We start from the raw sequence: 18,543 nt of genomic DNA, 5'->3' as shown, positions 1-18,543 counted from the left end.
CCCTACGAAACCGAAATGCCAAAACGGAATGGGTCTTGCTCATCAATAAGCAAGGTATTTTGACCACTAATGTAAGCGTTGCCTCTAATCGTAGGGATAATCCCATTCGCATCAGCATGCTGAAAACTAGCTTGAAATTGGCTTCCGATAACGCTGGCTTGATGCCACACTTCACCAGCCACTAATTTTTTATCCGCAGCAAGGCAAGCTAGTTTTGCACTTGTTCCCGTACCACAAGGTGAACGGTCATAAGCGCCCCCAGGGCAAAGAACAAAACTTTGACTGTTCGCTGTTGGGTGTGAACTAAATAACTCAATATGGTCAATTTCTTGGTTATCTTTACCAAAAACTTTTTGGTCTAATAAGGCTTGTTTTATTTTTAAACAGATTTCTGTCAGTAGGTTTACTTGTTGAAAATTGACTGCAACAGGCGAATTTTCAACTAAGAAAAACCAATTCCCTCCCCAAGCGATATCTCCAGTGATGGTGCCAACTTCAGGGACATCAATCTGTACACCTTTACGATAACGATATGAATAAACATTTTGAATACTCACACTGCCATCCTGATGTAACTCGGCGGTGACTTCGCCTACGGGGGTTTCAATTAAGTGTTTTCCATATGAAATCTGCCCTAAAAAATGCAATGACGCGACTAAGCCAATTGTGCCGTGACCGCACATGCCTAAGTAACCTTCATTGTTGAAGAAAATAACACCAGCTGCAGCAGCTGGGTTTTGCGGCTTACATAGGAGTGCGCCGACAAGAATATCGTTACCTCGAGGCTCTAAAATGGTTGTACGACGCCAATCATCATGATGCTCACGCAGTAACTCTAATCGTGCAGCTATACTTTCATTTCCCAACTCAGGGAAACCGCCGATCACTAAACGCGTTGGTTCTCCGGCGGTATGAGAATCTATAACTTCAATTTTTTTATATTGAGATTGCATTTGTTAGCACCCTATCCACTTTAATTGTTAATAGAATGCTTGATTTTTGTTAACAACTCTTGATATCTTTCCAATCAACTTATGCGTTTTTCTGCACAATCTCAAAATATTTAAGAAAATTAGTTAAATTAATTTAAGAACCGGAGAACAGCATGATCAATTTAAATAAATTATTATTGATTAGTCAGGAAAATATGCTTTTTCCCGTTGATAATATTGATACTTTGCTAAATCACCTAGGTTTAGTGATGCCTCTTATAAATACATTGCCTAATGTGACTTTCTTTGTGAAAGACCATAATGCAAAGTATTTACTTGCGAATGATAATTTAGCCACTCGCTGTAAAATTGAGCATGTTAACCATGTAGTAGGTAAAAGCGCTGAAGATATTTTCCATTCTGAGTTAGGCCAAAGTTATAGTTCACAAGATTATTTAGTGATGGAAAAGAAAATTAGTGTCATCAATAAACTTGAACTTCATCTCTATAAAGTAGGTTTACTGGGTTGGTGTTTAACCACTAAAGTTCCTATTTTTAATACGAATAACCAAGTCATTGGGGTTGCTGGTATTTCAGTTGACCTTCAAGACGCGAAATCAGTGAGTCCAAAACTAAACAACCAACTTAGTCGAGTTGAACGCTACATTAGCGATAACTTTGATACTGCGATTAAAATGACAACGCTTGCGGAAATTTCCGGCTTATCTCTATCCCAATTGAATCGCCAATTTAAAGCTATTTTCTTGATCACTCCTCAGCAATATATTCAAAAAAGCGTCTTGAACATGCTATTGAATTATTGGAGGATAATTATTCAATCACTGAGATTTCCAGTAAATGTGCCTATGCTGATCACAGTGCGTTTTGCCGTAAATTCAAAGAAATGACAACCATGACGCCTAGCCAATTTAAACGGATGCGAGCAGCCATAGACAGACAAAAAATAATTGCCTAATTAATACTGAACTACTCAGTAAAGATTAGATAATGAAAGTTATTTAACATTCATTGATAATGTTTATTTTATATTTTAATTCAATGAGTTAGCCAACACTCAATCTCAATTTCTACTCTATTCTCCCTTTTCTATAATATTAACTTAAGATAGCTCTTATTGTGGCTTAAGATGGATCGCGTATTGATATGTCACAAACCTGCATACTATTCGCAGTGATAGGAAAGGATAAACCAATGACAATTTATGATCTGAAACCTAAATTTCAAGATCTACTCCGCCCGCTAGTGCGTTACTTATTTAAAGCCGGTGTGACAGCAAACCAAGTGACTATAGCCGCGTTACTTTTATCCGTAATGGTCGGTGCTGTTTTATTTTTCTTCCCCAACCCTCACTTGTTTGCTTTATTACCTTTTATTTTGTTTATTCGGATGGCATTGAATGCGATTGATGGCATGCTAGCCAGAGAACATCAGCAAAAAAGCAACCTTGGTGCATTTTTAAATGAGCTCTGTGATGTCATTTCTGATATCGCTTTATACCTACCATTTATTGTTATTTTTCACTCGTCCTTCTGGTTGATATTATTGATTTTAGTACTGTCAGTATTAACCGAGTTCATCGGTGTCATTGCCCAAGCCATTGGTGCATCACGACGCTATGATGGCCCTATTGGTAAAAGTGACCGTGCGTTTATTTTTGGGGCTCTAGGGTTATTGGTGAGCATATTCCCACACATAGCCTTATCAAACTGGGTTATTTACCTGTTGGTTATTATGTCATTGTTGCTGTTTTATACCTGCTATAACCGTATCCAGCGAGCACTTGCTCAGTTAAATACACCACTGGATAATAAATAATTAAGGAATAATTATGAACGTTCAGACAGATTATCTGACGCAACGCTCCGTTACCGAATCACACTTTACAACTAGCGACCATGCCTCTATTTTTTATCGCTATTGGCCAACTGAAACCCCCACTCAGAAAGCTATTGTCTTATTCCATCGCGGTCACGAGCATTCAGGGAGAGTGGCTCATTTAGTTGATGAATTAAATTTACCTGACTTTGCAATGTTCGCATGGGATGCTCGTGGGCATGGTCGAAATGACGGCCCGAGAGGTTATAGCCCCTCATTAAGTACATCTATTAGTGATGTAGATGAATTTATTCGCTATATATCTAGGCAGTATCAGATACCATTAGAAAATATCATTGTTATCGGCCAAAGCGTTGGCGCAGTGCTCGTCTCCTCTTGGGTACATGATTACGCCCCCAAAATCCGCGCAATGGTATTAGCTTCCCCCGCATTTAAAGTTAAATTATATGTCCCATTTGCACGTACTGGCTTAGCTTTAATGCAAAAAGCTCGTGGTTTGTTTTATGTTAATTCGTATGTAAAGGCAAAATTTCTCACCCATGACCAACAAAGAATTGATTCGTTTAATCGTGACCCTTTAATCACTCGCCCTATCGCTGTTAATATTTTACTCGAACTGTACAAAACGGCCGATAGAATCGTCGCAGATGCAGGTGCGATTACATTACCAACCCAATTATTTATTTCAGGTAGTGATCACGTGGTTCACCATCGCCCTCAACACCAATTCTTTGAAAAACTGAATACACCAATTAAAGAAAAACATGTGTTACCCGGTTTTTATCACGATACGTTAGGCGAAAAAGAGCGCCATATTCCTATTGAAAAAATTCGGGATTTTGTCGAAAAACTGTTTAGTTTTCCCCTTTATCAACATAATTACCAATATGAAGACACCTGGAGTGTTAGCGCAGAAAAATACCGCACTCTAATGACCCCGCTCCCTAAATGGTGCCCTAAAAACCTTATGTATAAAACCATGAGCAAATCCATGAGTACGCTTGGAAAAGCCTCTGAAGGGATACGTATTGGTTATGACAAAGGCTTTGATTCTGGTTCAACATTGGATTATGTATATCGTGATAAAGCCCAAGGAAAAGGCTTATTTGGCCGTATTATTGATAGACAATATCTCAATAGCATTGGCTGGCAAGGAATACGCCAACGAAAAGTAAACATTGAAAACATTTTACGCCAAGCTATTCGTGAGCTAAGCGAAAATGGCATACCTGTTCGGATCATGGATATTGCTGCTGGCCAAGGCCGTTATATCTTTGACGCTATTAATGATTATGGCAAAGTCGAATCTGTTTTGTTACGCGATTATAGCTCAGTCAATGTTGAACAAGGCCGTTTACATATTAAGCAACGTTACCTTGAGGATAAGATCCAGTTTATAGAAGGTAATGCATTTGATGCTGACTCCTTAGCTGCGGTAACACCATCACCAACGATAGGTGTAGTCAGTGGTTTATATGAGCTTTTCCCCAGTAATGAGTTAATTAAGCAATCATTAAATGGGCTTTCTCGTGCCATACCTTCAGGCGGTTTACTTATTTATACTTGCCAGCCTTGGCACCCCCAAGTCGAAATGATCGCGCGCGTACTACCAAGCCACCAAGGCGGCCAAGCATGGGTAATGCGTTGCCGAAGCCAAGGCGAAATGGATACATTAGTTGAAGAAGCAGGTTTTGAAAAATTAAACCAATCTATCGATAACTGGGGTATATTCAGTGTATCTATAGCTAGACGCCGCTAATTTACTTTCATAGTAAGTGATTGATAGTATGATTAATTTCGCCATCAATCACTTACCTTTAGCGGCCGTCATTATTGGTTAACATCAACGCTGTTATGTCATGAAAGCTGATTTGAAACGACCTTATACAACATATATACCTATTTATATGGCTATTGTTTATCATTAACCTATCCGTACTTTAAGGAAGATAGCAAAGGACTATGACTGTAATTTCTATTCCTAAACAAGCACCATCACGACGTCAAATTATATTATATGGCTTGTTATGGCTCGCGTTCTTAGCCCCTTTTTTCTTTCTAACTTATGGCCAAGTTAATGCTTATACCGCAACATTAAACCATGTCCCTTCCGTTGTTTTTTCTTGGGAGCCAGAGATCCCTTTTATCCCTTGGACGATCATTCCCTATTGGAGCATCGACCTTCTATATGGGCTATCGCTATTTATTTGCACAACTCGTAAGGAACAAACGATACACGGGTTACGACTCGCTATGGCTTCGGTTGTCGCTTGTATTGGTTTTTTATTATTTCCCCTTAAGTTTAGTTTCTCTCGCCCAACGACAGATGGCCTTTTTGGCTGGATGTTTGATAGCTTAGAGTTATTTGACCTACCCTTTAACCAAGCCCCATCATTGCATATTATTTTATTATGGATCTTATGGTTACGATTTCGTGCTCATACACCTAACAAATGGCGTTGGTTGCTCCATAGTTGGTCTGTATTAATTTTAATTTCAGTTCTCACTACTTGGCAGCACCATTTTATTGATGTAATAACTGGCTTTGCTGTTGGCATCATAATTAGTTATTTGTTACCTATGCATACCCGCTGGCAATGGCATTACACGGGTTCTCCTCGTAGCTTCAAAATGAGTAAAAATTATGGCTTAGGGTCAATATTTTGTTTTGCTTTAGCTTTTTTTATTCAAGGTACAGCATGGTTATTACTCTGGCCTGCAATAGCATTATTTTTTATCACTGTAGGCTATTTGGGAGCCGGCGCTAGTGTCTTCCAAAAAACCCCCGACGGCAAAATTTCCCTTTCAGCCGCTATCCTCTTACTGCCTTATCGGCTCATTGCTTGGGGAACCTATCATTACTTTGCTAAACATTGTGCACAACCGAGTATTATCAATGCGTATATTGTTTTGGGAGGGCGCCCGCTTTATCCTTTGCAAACACAAGCCGTTTTAGATATGACTTGCGAATGGCCTCGCAATACTTATAGCGAAGGGCAAGCTTACTGTAGCCAACCACAAATTGATTTGTTACCACTAAGCGCAGAAGATATCGAAAAATCAGTACATAGCATGGACCAGCTAGCAAAATTTGGTACTGTTTACATTCACTGTAAGCTAGGCTATTCACGTAGTGCTACGGTTGCTGTTGCATGGTTAGTCCACCATGGTGATGCAACAAACATAGAAGAAGCAATCGCGTTAGTTGAACAAGCACGGCCACAAGTTATTTTGAATGCGGCAACGAAAGAACAACTAAACTATTGGTATACACAATATCATTTAAATAGAGTGGCATAATGAATACTTTGATGGATAAAAATCATGGCGATATAATTATTGCTTTCACTAATAGCTGGCGCTATTTAGCAACGGGCTCCATTTTATCCTTTATTTGTCAGTTTAGCCTATTCCTCTGTTTAAATTATAATAAATACTATTTATTTATTGCCATAATTATATTTATTATTAGTCATTATTATATTTATCGACTTTGGTTAGATAACCATTTCTTTAAAATTATCTATCACCAAGAAAACACCAAAGCCTTTGATAATACTTTAACTTTTTTATTTCCCAGGAAAACCAAAGACAGAAGTATGGAGCAACGCTGGTACGGCACCAAACAGCTATTTACCCGGGCATTACTGTCAGTACTATTACTTTGGTTATGGTTATTAATTACTGTAGCTACATTATAAGTAAATTAATTAGTGGTGATTAATATATTATTTACTATTAATCCCCACTAAAAAACACTAATTAAATATAATTTAAACCGGCAAAATTAAATAGCCGAATAAAATAAAACTGGCTATTTAACATTATAATATAATGGCTTTTTTTACTTTCACCACTGAAAACGTTATGATAATTGCAGATTCATTGATACATAACAGTTTTTTTCAGGTTGCTAAGCGTATCATTATAGATACATTTTCGTTTATTTTTCACCCTGTTATTTGGTAGGGTATAATGAGTACAAAAAAAATTAATAGTTTGCGTCCTTTTAGTGCGCTGATAGATTCTTGTTGGAAAGAAAAATATACCGTTGCCCGCTTAGTTAAAGACTTAATCGCGGGGATTACCGTTGGGATTATCGCAATCCCTTTAGCTATGGCATTAGCGATTGCAAGTGGCGTTCCACCGCAGTATGGGTTATATACTGCAGCAATTGCTGGGGTTATTATTGCCATAACTGGTGGGTCGCGCTACAGCGTTTCAGGGCCAACGGCTGCTTTTGTTGTAATTTTATACCCAGTATCGCAACAGTTTGGGCTAAGTGGGCTACTCGTGGCAACACTGATGTCAGGTATCATACTCCTTGCCATGGGCTTTGCTCGTTTTGGTAAATTTATTGAGTATATCCCTGTTTCCGTTACTTTAGGGTTTACCTCAGGTATCGCAATTACCATAGCAACCATGCAAATAAAAGATTTCTTTGGCTTGCAAATGGAACATGTGCCTGAAAACTATGTTGATAAACTAATTGCGATTGGGAACACATTTCCAACGCTCCAATACAGTGACACACTCATTGGTTTATCAACCTTATTAGTTCTTATTTTTTGGCCAAAATTAAAATTAGCCTTTCCGGGGCATTTACCCGCTCTGGTTGTTGGTACTATCGTGATGTGGGTACTTTCATTATTTGGTCAAGAAGTGGCGACTATAGGTTCTGAATTTAGCTATTTACTTCCGGATGGCACCGAAGGTAATGGTATTCCGCCTATTCTTCCACAATTTATTTTACCGTGGGAACTCCCAGGAAGCTCACCAATTAGCTGGGGGATGATCACCGCATTAATGCCAGCCGCCTTTTCTATGGCTATTTTAGGTGCAATTGAGTCCCTACTTTGTGCTGTTGTATTAGACAATATGACAGGTAAAAAGCACCATTCAAATAGTGAACTCATTGGCCAAGGTATCGGGAATATTGCAGCGCCATTTTTTGGTGGTATCACAGCAACAGCAGCCATTGCACGCTCTGCGGCTAACGTACGTGCTGGAGCGACATCGCCAATATCTGCCGTGATCCACTCAATATTAGTCATACTCACCTTGCTCGTATTGGCTCCAATGCTTTCTTACCTACCACTCGCAGCAATGTCGGCTTTACTATTAATCGTTGCATGGAACATGAGTGCGGCTGGTAAAGTGATGTACCTAATTAAGCGCGCTCCAAAAGATGACATTATTGTATTAGTTCTTTGTATGTCTTTAACCGTGCTATTTGATATGGTTATTGCTATTACCGTTGGTATCGTTCTTGCTTCATTGCTGTTTATGCGTCGTATCGCCAACATGACTCGCTCAACACAACTTGCTGAAACCGATGAAGAAAAAAGCCGCTTAGTCGTTCGTATTAATGGCCCATTGTTCTTTGCCGCAGCCGAACGCATTTTCGATGAGCTACGGGTAAAAAGTGAAGGCTATGAAAGCATTATCATGCAGTGGGATGCTGTACCAGTTCTTGATGCGGGTGGTTTAGAAGCCTTTGAGAAATTCATAGAAGCGGTACAAAAAGATACACATATTTTAGTCTGTGATATCCCGTTCCAACCATTAAAAACATTAGCTCGCGCTAAAGTTATACCTATTGAAGGTGTATTGAGTTTCCATAACTCAATAGATAATGCATTGGAAGCAGTTAAAGAAATAGAGCAGAGTAAGGCGCCCACCCAAAAGTGACCCTGTAACAATTTAATTCTTTACTCTCGAAACCGCCACGTTAAATCACGTGGCGGTTTTCACATTAATATTCTAAACAAAACATTTCGTTTCCTGCTTTTTTACCTTTCTCACAAGCAAGTTCCCTAAGTTTTTTAGCTTTTTTCGGATCAATTCTTACCGTGCCTGTATTATCTTCAGAAAATTTAAATGCAGCCATCCATTCCGCATAGCCGGGATACGTCATATCATCAGCCTTATCAAACCATTGCTGCGCTTGTTTTTCATCTTTAGGGACACCTTGACCATCTAAATAGATAACCCCTAACCAAATTGGGGCAGTAAAATAATCAGGATTATTAAGAGCAACCACTTCATTAAGTAAATTCACTGACTGTGCGTAGTCTGTTTTACCAGCAGTTGGGTTAATTAAAGACTCTGCTAGGCTAATTTTCCCTCTAATACTGCCCAACTCAACCGCTTTTTTTGCATTTTTCCTTGCTTCAATAAACTCATCGTTAAAATAACTATCATTTAATAAGCTAATATCAGCCAATAATGCATATCCATCCGCATTACCATTCTTAGCTGCTTCATTGGCCCACAAGCGAGCACTATTGAGGTTTTGTAAAACACCTAAACCAGAAAAATACATCTCGGCTAATTGATATTGTGCTAATGCATCATTATTAATTGCTTTTTGCTGTGTCTGGGTAAAAACCTGCTTATCTTCGGGTGTAATATCTAGTTGAGCAACAGAATGAAAAGAAATAAAAAAAACAGAGGATACTATAATAGCGGTGTGATTTATCCGTAACATAAAATACTCTCATTAAAATAAATTAAAGTGCAGAACCTTGCCCGCCATTTTTTAAAAAATACTGATATAAATTATTCATTCCAACCCAATGATTTTCACACCACAAAGGTGCCAATAAGGTAGGTTTCCTTGCGCTAGCACTAATGCGGTGATAAACAATTTCAGGTGGTGTATAACGGATCATTTCCCCTGCAATTTGAGTATATTCATCAAGAGAAAGTGTTGCTAAGCGCCCTGCTCTCCAGCCTTTAGCCATCACACTGCCTTCGACGATATGTAATGGATGAAGTTTAATGCCATCAGTACCACAATTGAGTACTTTTTCGAGTGTCTGCATGTTCATTTGCATATTCTCACCCGGTAAACCACAAATTAAATGGGTGCAGACTTTTAGCCCTAATCGGCGGGCTTTTTGTGTAGTCTGCTGATAAGCAGCAAACCCATGACCACGGTTAATGCGATGCAATGTTTTATCATGGCCGCTTTGTAGTCCTAGTTCGAGCCAAATTTCATAGCCTTGTTCTTTATATTCGCTCAATAAAGATAATACAGAGTCGGGAACGCAGTCTGGACGAGTACCAACACACAGGCCAATAATATCCGCTTGCTGTAATGCCTCTTCATATAACTTCTTGAGTAGGCTCACTTCTGCATAAGTACTTGTATAAGCTTGAAAATAAGCAAGATAGCGCTTTGCTCGAGAAATGCGGGAGACTTGATGATTAATTTGCTCGCTAATTGTTTGCGAAGATTGGCTTTCATCTGAAAAGGAAGCGACATTACAAAACGTACAACCGCCTCGGCCGAGAGTACCATCACGGTTTGGGCAACTAAAACCACCATGTAACGTGATTTTATAAATTTTTTCACCATATCGACGCTGTAAATCAGCGCCGAACATGGAAACAACTTCAGTTAGTTGCATGTCACGTCTGATTTAGCGACTTGTATCTAACTCAGGGAAGCTTTTAACAACTTCATCAATTGCTTTCATTTGCTTCAGGAATGGTTCTAATTTATCTAAAGGCAGTGCTGATGGGCCATCACAACGTGCATTGTCTGGGTCTGGATGCGCTTCAAGGAATAACCCGGCGATCCCCACCGCCATACCCGCTCTAGCTAACTCTGCAACTTGCCCACGACGACCACCCGATGCCGCTCCAAATGGGTCACGACACTGTAAGGCATGCGTCACATCGAAAATGACAGGGCAACCTTTAGAAGATTGAACCATCACGTTAAAACCTAGCATATCAACGACTAAGTTATCATAACCAAAGTTTGCACCACGATCGCAAAGAATAATTTTATCGTTACCGCCTTCAATAAATTTCTCAACGATATTACCCATTTGCCCTGGGCTAATAAATTGTGGTTTCTTAATATTAATGACTGCATCCGTTTTTGCCATAGCAGCGACAAGGTCGGTCTGACGAGCCAAAAAAGCAGGTAATTGGATAACATCGACCACTTCAGCTACAGGTGCAGCCTGTGCCGGTTCATGGACATCCGTAATGATTTTAACGCCAAAGGTTTGTTTCAGTTCTTGGAAGATTTTCATCCCTTCTTCAAGACCTGGTCCACGATATGAATGTATTGATGAACGATTAGCCTTGTCAAATGAGGCTTTAAATACGTAAGGGACCCCCAGTTTTTGCGTCACAGTGACATAATGCTCACACACTTTCATCGCCATATCACGAGATTCAAGCACATTCATTCCGCCAAATAACACAAACGGCAAGTCGTTCGCGACATTGATATCACCAATATTGACTACTTTCTGTTGCATACTCTTACCTTTAATATTTAGACAGGCTATCTGTCTGTACGTTAATTAATGTAATATGACTGGATGGTTATCCAATGAGTAAATTTGTATTTTAATCATTTCAGATACGGGGTCTTCTGGGCAATGTTCAATAAAGTAATTGAGATCACTTAATGCCACATGGTTGCAATCTAAATGTGCAAGTATTAGCCCACGATCACGAATTTCATAAGGGTCTTCTGGGTCGAGTGTCAGTAGCGTTTCGCAAACTTTAAGCGCTAACTCCATCTTTTTCTCTTCCATTAGCGCTGCTTTTAATGTGTCAAAGATTTTACGAATAACAACACTATTTTCTGCGGTCTCAAGTTGGTCATAAAAAAACTCAGAAAAAGGGTCAACGGTGCCCTTTAACCACATATTAAGAGTATGCAATGATAATGAATCGCCATTTACAGGGTTAATAACCCACTGTGAACCATCATTTTTTTCTGCAATGAACAATAATTGTGTCGGGAAAATCGCTGGCGCTATCTCTATACCTAAACGCTCTGCAATATATAAAAAAAGCGAACCGAGGGATACGGGCGTCCCTTGCTTGGAAGATAATACTTTATCAAGCCACAACATATCAGACAGTGAATAAATCCCTTCTGCCGGGCCAAATGACCAATCCCGATAGAACAAAGTAATAAGTTGTTCAATTTTTGACTCATTATCAGCTTGTAAATCAATAGCTGTTTGTGCCGCTGAAACTAAACTATCTAACTGAGCTTGCACTTTCATTAGTGGAAAATCATGGCGGATACATTGTGAAACGGCCATGATCCCTTCACTTAAGGGGAGTTGGTTAAATTCTATATTCGCTATGGTTTTCATTACATTTCCACTGCTGTGCCCACTTAACCATTCCATTGACCAAGTGAAATTCTTTCTCGTCCACCATAATCAAGGCATGTCTCAATTTTGGTGTACCCATGTTCTTTAAATAAACCACGCACCGCGGGACCTTGTGTCCAACCGTGTTCAAGTAGTAACCACCCTTGATTCTTAATATATTTTTTAGACTCTTGAATAATATGTGCTAAATCGGCTAACCCTTCATTTTCAGCGACTAAAGCCGTTAAAGGTTCAAAACGCACATCCCCTTCACTTAGGTGATTATCATTTTCGTCAATGTAAGGCGGATTACTAATAATCATATCAAATTGTTGAAGAGATAGTGAAGCGAACCAATCACTTTGTATAAATTGCACATTTGAAATATTTAATCGCTGTTGATTTCGTTGAGCAAGTTTAACCGCATCAGGGTTAAAATCTACACCGATAACCTTGCTTTTAGGCATCTCAGATGCCAAAGCTAGTGCAATTGCCCCAGTTCCAGTACCTAAATCCAATAATTGGCTGGATTGTTCTGTTAAACGAGATAAAGCCTGCTCGACGATACATTCTGTATCAGGCCTAGGGATTAATGTGGCGGGAGAAACATACAGCGGAAGTGACCAGAACTCACGTTCGCCAACGATATAGGCAATCGGCTCACCTTTTTCTCTTCGTTGCAAAAGTGATTCTGCATGTTGAAACTCTTCTGCTTTTAATGTTGTTTCACCAAAAGCAAATAGATAGGTACGACTACGGCCTGTCACATGTTCCAGCAAAATCTCTGCGTCACGCTTTGCACTGTCACTTGCAGACAGCCGGTTAGCTGCCTGCTTTAGCCATTCTGTGTACTGCATTATTCCTGCTCAGACAACGCTGAAAGTTGGTCTGCTTGGTATTCGTTAATAATTGGTTGGATTAACGAATCTAATTTCCCTTCCATTACTTCATCTAAACGATACAAAGTTAGGTTGATGCGGTGATCTGTCACACGCCCTTGAGGGAAGTTATATGTGCGAATGCGGTCAGAACGGTCACCTGTTCCTAATAGATTTCGGCGCTCAGAAGCCTCTGCTGCATGGCGTTTATCCATTTCAGCTTGGCGAATACGAGCACCTAGCACAGACATTGCTTTCGCTTTATTTTTATGCTGAGAACGCTCATCTTGGCATTCAACCACGATCCCTGTTGGGATGTGCGTAATACGAATCGCTGAGTCAGTTGTGTTTACGTGCTGACCACCCGCTCCCGATGAACGGAATGTATCGATACGCAGGTCTGCTGGGCTGATTTCAGGCAATTCCGCTTCAGGGAGTTCTGGCAAAATAGCGACGGTACACGCTGATGTGTGAATACGGCCTTGTGATTCAGTTTCAGGGACACGCTGAACTCGGTGACCTCCTGATTCGAACTTCAAACGCCCGTATACGCTGTCCCCTGAAATTTTGGCAATGACTTCTTTAAAACCACCATGCTCACCATCACTGGTGCTCATTAATTCCACTCGCCAACGATTATTTTCTGCATAACGACTATACATACGGAATAAGTCACCTGCGAAAATAGCGGCTTCATCGCCCCCAGCTCCAGCACGGATTTCAACAAAACAGTTATATTCATCATCAGGATCTTTTGGAAGTAACAATAATTGTAACTGCTGTTCTAGCTCTTCATTGCGCGCTTTCGCTTCTTTTAGCTCTTCTTGAGCCATCTCTTTCATTTCAGGATCATCCAGCAGTAATTCTGCTGTTTCAATATCATCCTGTACTGTACGCCATGCGGTGAAGCATTTAGCCACATCAGATAATTGAGAATATTCTTTAGATAAAGCACGAAAACGGTCTTGATCGGCAATCACACCCGCATCGGCAAGGTGCGCTTCAATTTCTTCGTAGCGTTCTTGTAATGCTTCTAGTTTTGCGACAATAGAAGGCTTCATTCGTTATATCAGACCTATGATTAAAAAGTGGTTATTGATGGTCCAGCCCTAAGCTGTCCCTAAGTAGATTTAGACGCTCAATATCACCATTTCCTGCTGCTTGTTGCAAGGATTTGGTTGGGGCGTGAATAAGACGATTGGTTAATTGTTGCGATAATTGCGTGATCACTTGCTCAGGGTCTGCGCCTTGGCGAATTGCCATTAACGCTTTTTCAGCCATATTAGCCCGAATGACCTCAGCTTGTGCTCTATAATCGCGAATTGTAGACACTGCCGCTTGTGAGCGTAACCAATCCATAAAGTGACTACTTTCTTGCTCAACAATAAATTCAGCTTCAACGGCGGCTGCTTTTCTCTGAGCAAGGTTCTGTGCAATGATAGATTCAAGATCATCCACAGTATAGAGATACACATCCCTTAATTTTTCAACATCTTGTTCTATATCACGGGGAACTGCAATGTCTATCAACAACATTGGTTTACTGCGGCGCACTTTCATTGCGCGTTCAACCATCCCTTTACCGATAATAGGTAGTGGGCTTGCTGTAGAACTAATGACAATATCTGCTTCCGCTAAGCGGTTATCAATATCTGATAACGAAATCACCTGAGCATTCACTTCATTGGCTAATAGTTCTGCCCGTTCACGAGTCCGGTTCGCTATCATCATTTTTTGCACACCATGTTCACGTAAATGGCGAGCAACAAGCTCGATAGTTTCACCTGCGCCGACTAACAAAATATTTAAGTGCTTGAGTGATTCAAAAATTTGCCGAGCAAGTGTACAAGCTGCAAATGCGACTGAAACGGCATTCGCCCCAATTTCGGTTTCTGTACGTACACGCTTAGCAACCGAAAAAGATTTTTGAAAAAGACGCTCCAGCTCACTTGATAACGAATGGTTGCCTTGTGAAAGTGCAAACGCTTTTTTCACTTGCCCTAGGATTTGTGGTTCCCCTAGTACCAAGGAATCCAAACCACTTGCTACACGCATTAGGTGACTAACTGCTCTATCATCTTGATGCCAATACAAACTGGGTTGTAAATCTTTTGGGGTAATACCGTGAAAATCACACAACCATTTCACTAGCTGTTCTTGAGCCCGATCTTGCGATTCAAGGCTCAGGTATAGCTCTGTTCTATTACAGGTAGACAGCACAACGCCACCACTCACTTGGGGCTGCTTAAGTAGGTCCTCAAGTGCGTAGTCTATTTTTCAGGACCAAACGTTACCCGCTCACGCAGGGCAACAGGTGCTGTTTTATGGTTGATGCCTAAGGCTAATAAGGTCATTGTGCTTTACGACTTACTCACATTGCTTACATTGCTAATTATTTTCAGTAGCGCCTATCAATTAAGTTAACCATTGGCAGTACTGTTATTTATATTTTTCTATTGTAAATGATCCGCGCCCCTCTTTCTACGGTTTGCAAAGCGCTAACCCTCAGAAAGATGACCAACACCAAAAAATAAACCAAAAAAATGGCTTTCAATGGCTGTTTTTACAGGTTAAAGCAGATATCGGTTTTATAATTTATTAATATATCGTTACCAATTATCAGCCACATCATTATTAACTACAATAAGATGCATAAAGAATGCAATTATTTCGCACAGAAAGCAAACGCGGGCTGTTTGCCGTTACTTTTCCTACATAGTAAATTAAATAATAGGAATCTGATTGATTGGTTAGCAATTTTAGCGCACTATTTTTCTTATTATTACACTATGTTATCTGCATGTAATGGGGAATGTTCTATTGATATTAGCTCGCTATCCTATTTATCATCTAGACCATTAAGTGACTCCGACAACACAAAACCGCTAAACTAGCTCAATGCCAGTAACTCAATGGATGCTGCTATCGGCACCGAATACAACTTTGAGATTTGATATGCAATTAACCCAAATGTTACCCTTTATTCGTCCCAATGTCCGTTTGCTACGCATGCTCCCGCTGTCTTGCCTGCTCCTTACTGCTTGCGTGACAACGTCACAAAACACCACTAAAGGGACTAGCTCTGCTACAGATAGCCAGTGGAAAGCCCATCAACAAGAATTAAGCCAATTACGTGATTACCAAACACGCGGGTCATTCGCTTATAATGGTGGCGAAACCAAAACTTACGCTAAGTTTTTCTGGCAACAATATACCCCTGAAAAGTACCGTCTTTTACTCACTAACCCATTGGGGAGTCGTGAACTTGAGCTAACTGTTGAACCTGATTTAGCACGTTTAACGACCAAAGACGGGCAAACACATATGAGCGATGTCCCTAACGAGTTAATTTATCAGTTGACTGGGATGGAAATCCCCATCGATGACTTAACAGCTTGGCTGACCGGCTCTCCAGGCCGTGCCACAGATTTTACCTTAGATGAAAACCACCTCTTAAAAAGTGTCACTTTTGAAAATAATGGTGAAAAATGGCAACTTAATTATATCTCTTATGACAGCAAAACATCCCCGATGCTGCCAAATTACCTTGAACTACGCCAAGGTGATAGATTAATTAAATTGAAAATGGATAGCTGGACACTGAAAAAATGACATTAACATGGCCCTCTCCTGCAAAATTGAATCTTTTTTTATATATTACTGGCCAGCGCTCTGATGGCTACCATGAGTTGCAAACTTTATTTCAATTTGTGGATTACGGCGATGAAATCACCGTCACAACTCGTCAAGATGACCAGCTAAATTTATTGACAGAAATGGCGGGCGTCCCTGCCGATAAAAATTTAATTTTACGTGCTGCAAAACTGCTACAAACATACTGTCGACAAGTATTACAGTATTCTGGCCCGTTAGGCGCAGACTTTTCTATCCATAAAATATTACCAATGGGCGGTGGTATTGGTGGCGGCTCATCTAACGCTGCTACCACCTTAATTGCACTTAATGAGCACTGGGGGACTCAAGTTACTGATGAAACTCTGGCTGAACTTGGGGCAACATTGGGTGCAGATGTCCCTGTATTTGTTCGTGGTCATGCTGCTTTCGCTGAAGGTATAGGTGAAATTTTAACCAAAGCTTCCCCCAAAGAGAAATGGTATTTAGTCGCCCACCCCGGAATTGAAATATCAACCCCGATGATCTTCACAGATCCGCAATTAAATCGAAATTCTCCAAAACGCTCCCTAGCCGCATTATTACTGGCTCCGTACGCTAATGACTGCGAACCAATTGCAAGAAAACGTTTTCGTGAGGTTGAACAGCTTGTTTCTTGGCTGTTAGAATATGCTCCGTCTCGCCTGACAGGAACAGGCGCATGTGTTTTTTCTGAATTTGAAACACAAGCGGATGCCCTACAGGTGTTAAATCAAGCCCCATCGTGGGTGCAAGGGTTCGTAGCTCAAGGAGTTAATGTTTCCCCTCTGCACAAATTCCGCGCTGGGATAACCCGTGTATTGCACCAATAAGCACTGTCGCTATTGGTCAACAATATCTCTCTGGACGCAAGCCTGAGGTTTTTCTCGTGCCCGATATGAAGCTTTTTGCTGGTAACGCTACACCGGAACTAGCACAACGTGTTGCTAACCGCCTTTACACTAATCTTGGAGACGCGGCTGTTGGTCGTTTTAGCGACGGCGAAGTCAGTGTTCAAATTAATGAAAATGTTCGCGGTGGTGATATTTTTATCATCCAGTCAACTTGTGCACCAACCAATGATAACCTGATGGAACTGGTTGTTATGGTCGATGCCCTACGCCGTGCTTCTGCTGGTCGTATTACCGCTGTTATCCCTTACTTCGGTTATGCAAGACAGGATCGTCGCGTACGTTCTGCCCGTGTACCAATCACCGCTAAAGTTGTTGCCGATTTTCTGTCAAGTGTAGGTGTAGACCGTGTTCTCACTGTCGATTTACACGCAGAGCAGATCCAGGGCTTCTTTGATGTTCCTGTTGATAACGTATTTGGTAGTCCTATCCTTCTGGAAGATATGCTACAGAAAGATTTGGAAAACCCAATCGTTGTATCCCCAGACATCGGCGGCGTGGTACGTGCTAGGGCTATCGCAAAACTCCTGAATGACACTGATATGGCAATTATTGACAAACGTCGTCCTCGTGCAAACGTTTCTCAAGTTATGCATATCATTGGTGATGTTTCAGGTCGTGACTGCATCTTAGTTGACGATATGATTGATACCGGTGGAACTCTGTGTAAAGCAGCTGAAGCACTGAAAGAACGTGGTGCAAAACGTGTGTTCGCATACGCTACTCACCCAATTTTCTCAGGTAATGCTGTAGACAACATCAAAAATTCAGTCATTGATGAAGTCATTGTTTGTGACACTATCCCTCTTTCACCTGAAATTAAAGCGCTGAGCAATGTTCGTACTTTAACACTTTCAGGTATGTTGGCTGAAGCAATTCGTCGTATTAGCAACGAAGAATCAATTTCAGCGATGTTTGAGCACTAATTCCCGTTAGCTGGTTTTTAGCGTTCTGACAACGATTAAATGTCACCACAAAAATACAAGCCCCTACAGAAATAACTGTAGGGGCTTTATGATTTTAGAAAGAAAATAAACTATAGATACCTATTTCTATGACGCCTTAAGCCATAAAAATAACCAACTTACTCAAAAAACAAAAAGTTTTTGTGACATTACACTTGCAAGAGTGAAACTCACCTGACTTCCACTCTCACCTAGCCGTTAATAACATCAGC

Annotated in this window: 16 protein-coding genes and 2 pseudogenes; 10 read left to right on the top strand and 8 right to left on the bottom strand. The window is 40.5% G+C overall.

Going from position 1 to position 18,543, the window contains the following annotated elements:
• Window positions 1-2: 2 nt before the first annotated feature.
• Window positions 3-953: a 4-hydroxyproline epimerase gene (locus RB151_RS10320; RefSeq protein ID WP_042843925.1), complete on the bottom strand. Its 951-nt coding sequence runs from the start codon at window positions 951-953 to the stop codon at window positions 3-5.
• A 152-nt stretch (window positions 954-1,105) separates the two neighbouring features.
• On the opposite strand from RB151_RS10320, the pseudogene RB151_RS23650 reads away from it, so the two are divergent.
• From RB151_RS23650 to dauA, 7 genes and pseudogenes are all read left to right on the top strand, one after another.
• A pseudogene (locus RB151_RS23650) lies at window positions 1,106-1,663 on the top strand (PAS domain-containing protein); the annotation flags it as partial.
• A gap of 89 nt (window positions 1,664-1,752) precedes the next feature.
• Window positions 1,753-1,908: a helix-turn-helix domain-containing protein gene (locus RB151_RS23645; protein ID WP_237071530.1), complete on the top strand. Its 156-nt coding sequence runs from the start codon at window positions 1,753-1,755 to the stop codon at window positions 1,906-1,908.
• Between the two features lie 236 nt (window positions 1,909-2,144).
• A complete protein-coding gene (locus tag RB151_RS10310) occupies window positions 2,145-2,768 on the top strand; it encodes a CDP-alcohol phosphatidyltransferase family protein (protein WP_042843928.1) in 624 nt (207 codons plus the stop codon).
• Between the two features lie 13 nt (window positions 2,769-2,781).
• Window positions 2,782-4,548, top strand: coding sequence for a bifunctional alpha/beta hydrolase/class I SAM-dependent methyltransferase (locus RB151_RS10305; RefSeq protein WP_071548041.1), 1,767 nt, complete (start codon window positions 2,782-2,784; stop codon window positions 4,546-4,548).
• A 203-nt stretch (window positions 4,549-4,751) separates the two neighbouring features.
• Complete coding sequence (locus RB151_RS10300) at window positions 4,752-6,089, top strand: phosphatase PAP2/dual specificity phosphatase family protein (RefSeq protein WP_071548040.1); 1,338 nt, start codon at window positions 4,752-4,754, stop codon at window positions 6,087-6,089.
• A complete protein-coding gene (locus RB151_RS10295; RefSeq protein ID WP_071548039.1) occupies window positions 6,089-6,490 on the top strand; it encodes a hypothetical protein in 402 nt (133 codons plus the stop codon). The genes RB151_RS10300 and RB151_RS10295 overlap by 1 nt, the downstream gene beginning before the upstream one ends.
• 274 nt (window positions 6,491-6,764) lie before the next feature.
• The gene (gene dauA / locus RB151_RS10290; RefSeq protein WP_042843932.1) at window positions 6,765-8,480 is read left to right on the top strand and encodes a C4-dicarboxylic acid transporter DauA; all 1,716 of its coding nucleotides are present in this window, start codon (window positions 6,765-6,767) and stop codon (window positions 8,478-8,480) included.
• A gap of 64 nt (window positions 8,481-8,544) precedes the next feature.
• On the opposite strand, the gene RB151_RS10285 is transcribed toward dauA, so the two are convergent.
• From RB151_RS10285 to hemA, 7 genes and pseudogenes are all read right to left on the bottom strand, one after another.
• Window positions 8,545-9,279: a tetratricopeptide repeat protein gene (locus RB151_RS10285; RefSeq protein ID WP_042843933.1), complete on the bottom strand. Its 735-nt coding sequence runs from the start codon at window positions 9,277-9,279 to the stop codon at window positions 8,545-8,547.
• Window positions 9,280-9,301: 22 nt separating this feature from the next.
• Window positions 9,302-10,204, bottom strand: a complete 903-nt coding sequence (locus RB151_RS10280) for a TIGR01212 family radical SAM protein (RefSeq protein WP_048607109.1) — start codon at window positions 10,202-10,204, stop codon at window positions 9,302-9,304.
• 12 nt (window positions 10,205-10,216) lie between these two features.
• Complete coding sequence (gene kdsA / locus RB151_RS10275) at window positions 10,217-11,071, bottom strand: 3-deoxy-8-phosphooctulonate synthase (RefSeq protein WP_042843935.1); 855 nt, start codon at window positions 11,069-11,071, stop codon at window positions 10,217-10,219.
• Window positions 11,072-11,116: 45 nt separating this feature from the next.
• Window positions 11,117-11,926 carry an invasion regulator SirB1 gene (sirB1, locus tag RB151_RS10270; protein ID WP_042844351.1) on the bottom strand — a complete coding sequence of 270 codons (810 nt, stop codon included), beginning with the start codon at window positions 11,924-11,926 and terminating at the stop codon, window positions 11,117-11,119.
• 23 nt (window positions 11,927-11,949) lie between these two features.
• The gene (gene prmC, locus RB151_RS10265; RefSeq protein WP_042843936.1) at window positions 11,950-12,783 is read right to left on the bottom strand and encodes a peptide chain release factor N(5)-glutamine methyltransferase; all 834 of its coding nucleotides are present in this window, start codon (window positions 12,781-12,783) and stop codon (window positions 11,950-11,952) included.
• Window positions 12,783-13,865: a peptide chain release factor 1 gene (gene prfA / locus RB151_RS10260; protein ID WP_042843937.1), complete on the bottom strand. Its 1,083-nt coding sequence runs from the start codon at window positions 13,863-13,865 to the stop codon at window positions 12,783-12,785. Before prfA ends, prmC begins: the two co-directional genes overlap by 1 nt.
• 31 nt (window positions 13,866-13,896) lie before the next feature.
• Window positions 13,897-15,158, bottom strand: a pseudogene (gene hemA, locus RB151_RS10255) (glutamyl-tRNA reductase).
• Window positions 15,159-15,786: 628 nt separating this feature from the next.
• Between hemA and lolB the strand changes: the two are divergent.
• From lolB to prs, 3 genes are read left to right on the top strand one after another with little or no spacing between them, the layout of a single operon-like run.
• Entirely contained in the window at window positions 15,787-16,416 is a 630-nt protein-coding gene (gene lolB / locus RB151_RS10250; RefSeq protein ID WP_181469335.1) for a lipoprotein insertase outer membrane protein LolB, read from the top strand.
• A complete protein-coding gene (gene ispE, locus RB151_RS10245; protein WP_071548038.1) occupies window positions 16,413-17,288 on the top strand; it encodes a 4-(cytidine 5'-diphospho)-2-C-methyl-D-erythritol kinase in 876 nt (291 codons plus the stop codon). The genes lolB and ispE overlap by 4 nt, the downstream gene beginning before the upstream one ends.
• 56 nt (window positions 17,289-17,344) lie before the next feature.
• On the top strand, window positions 17,345-18,292 hold the full coding sequence (gene prs, locus RB151_RS10240) for a ribose-phosphate diphosphokinase (RefSeq protein WP_042843941.1): 948 nt from the start codon (window positions 17,345-17,347) through the stop codon (window positions 18,290-18,292).
• Window positions 18,293-18,543: the final 251 nt, after the last annotated feature.

Origin of the sequence: Providencia rettgeri (genome assembly GCF_001874625.1) — a bacterium.
In the GTDB taxonomy this organism is placed as follows: Bacteria; Pseudomonadota; Gammaproteobacteria; order Enterobacterales; family Enterobacteriaceae; genus Providencia; species Providencia huashanensis.
Note: the sequence above shows the minus strand (reverse complement) of the source record. Positions and strands in the feature narration are given on the sequence as shown.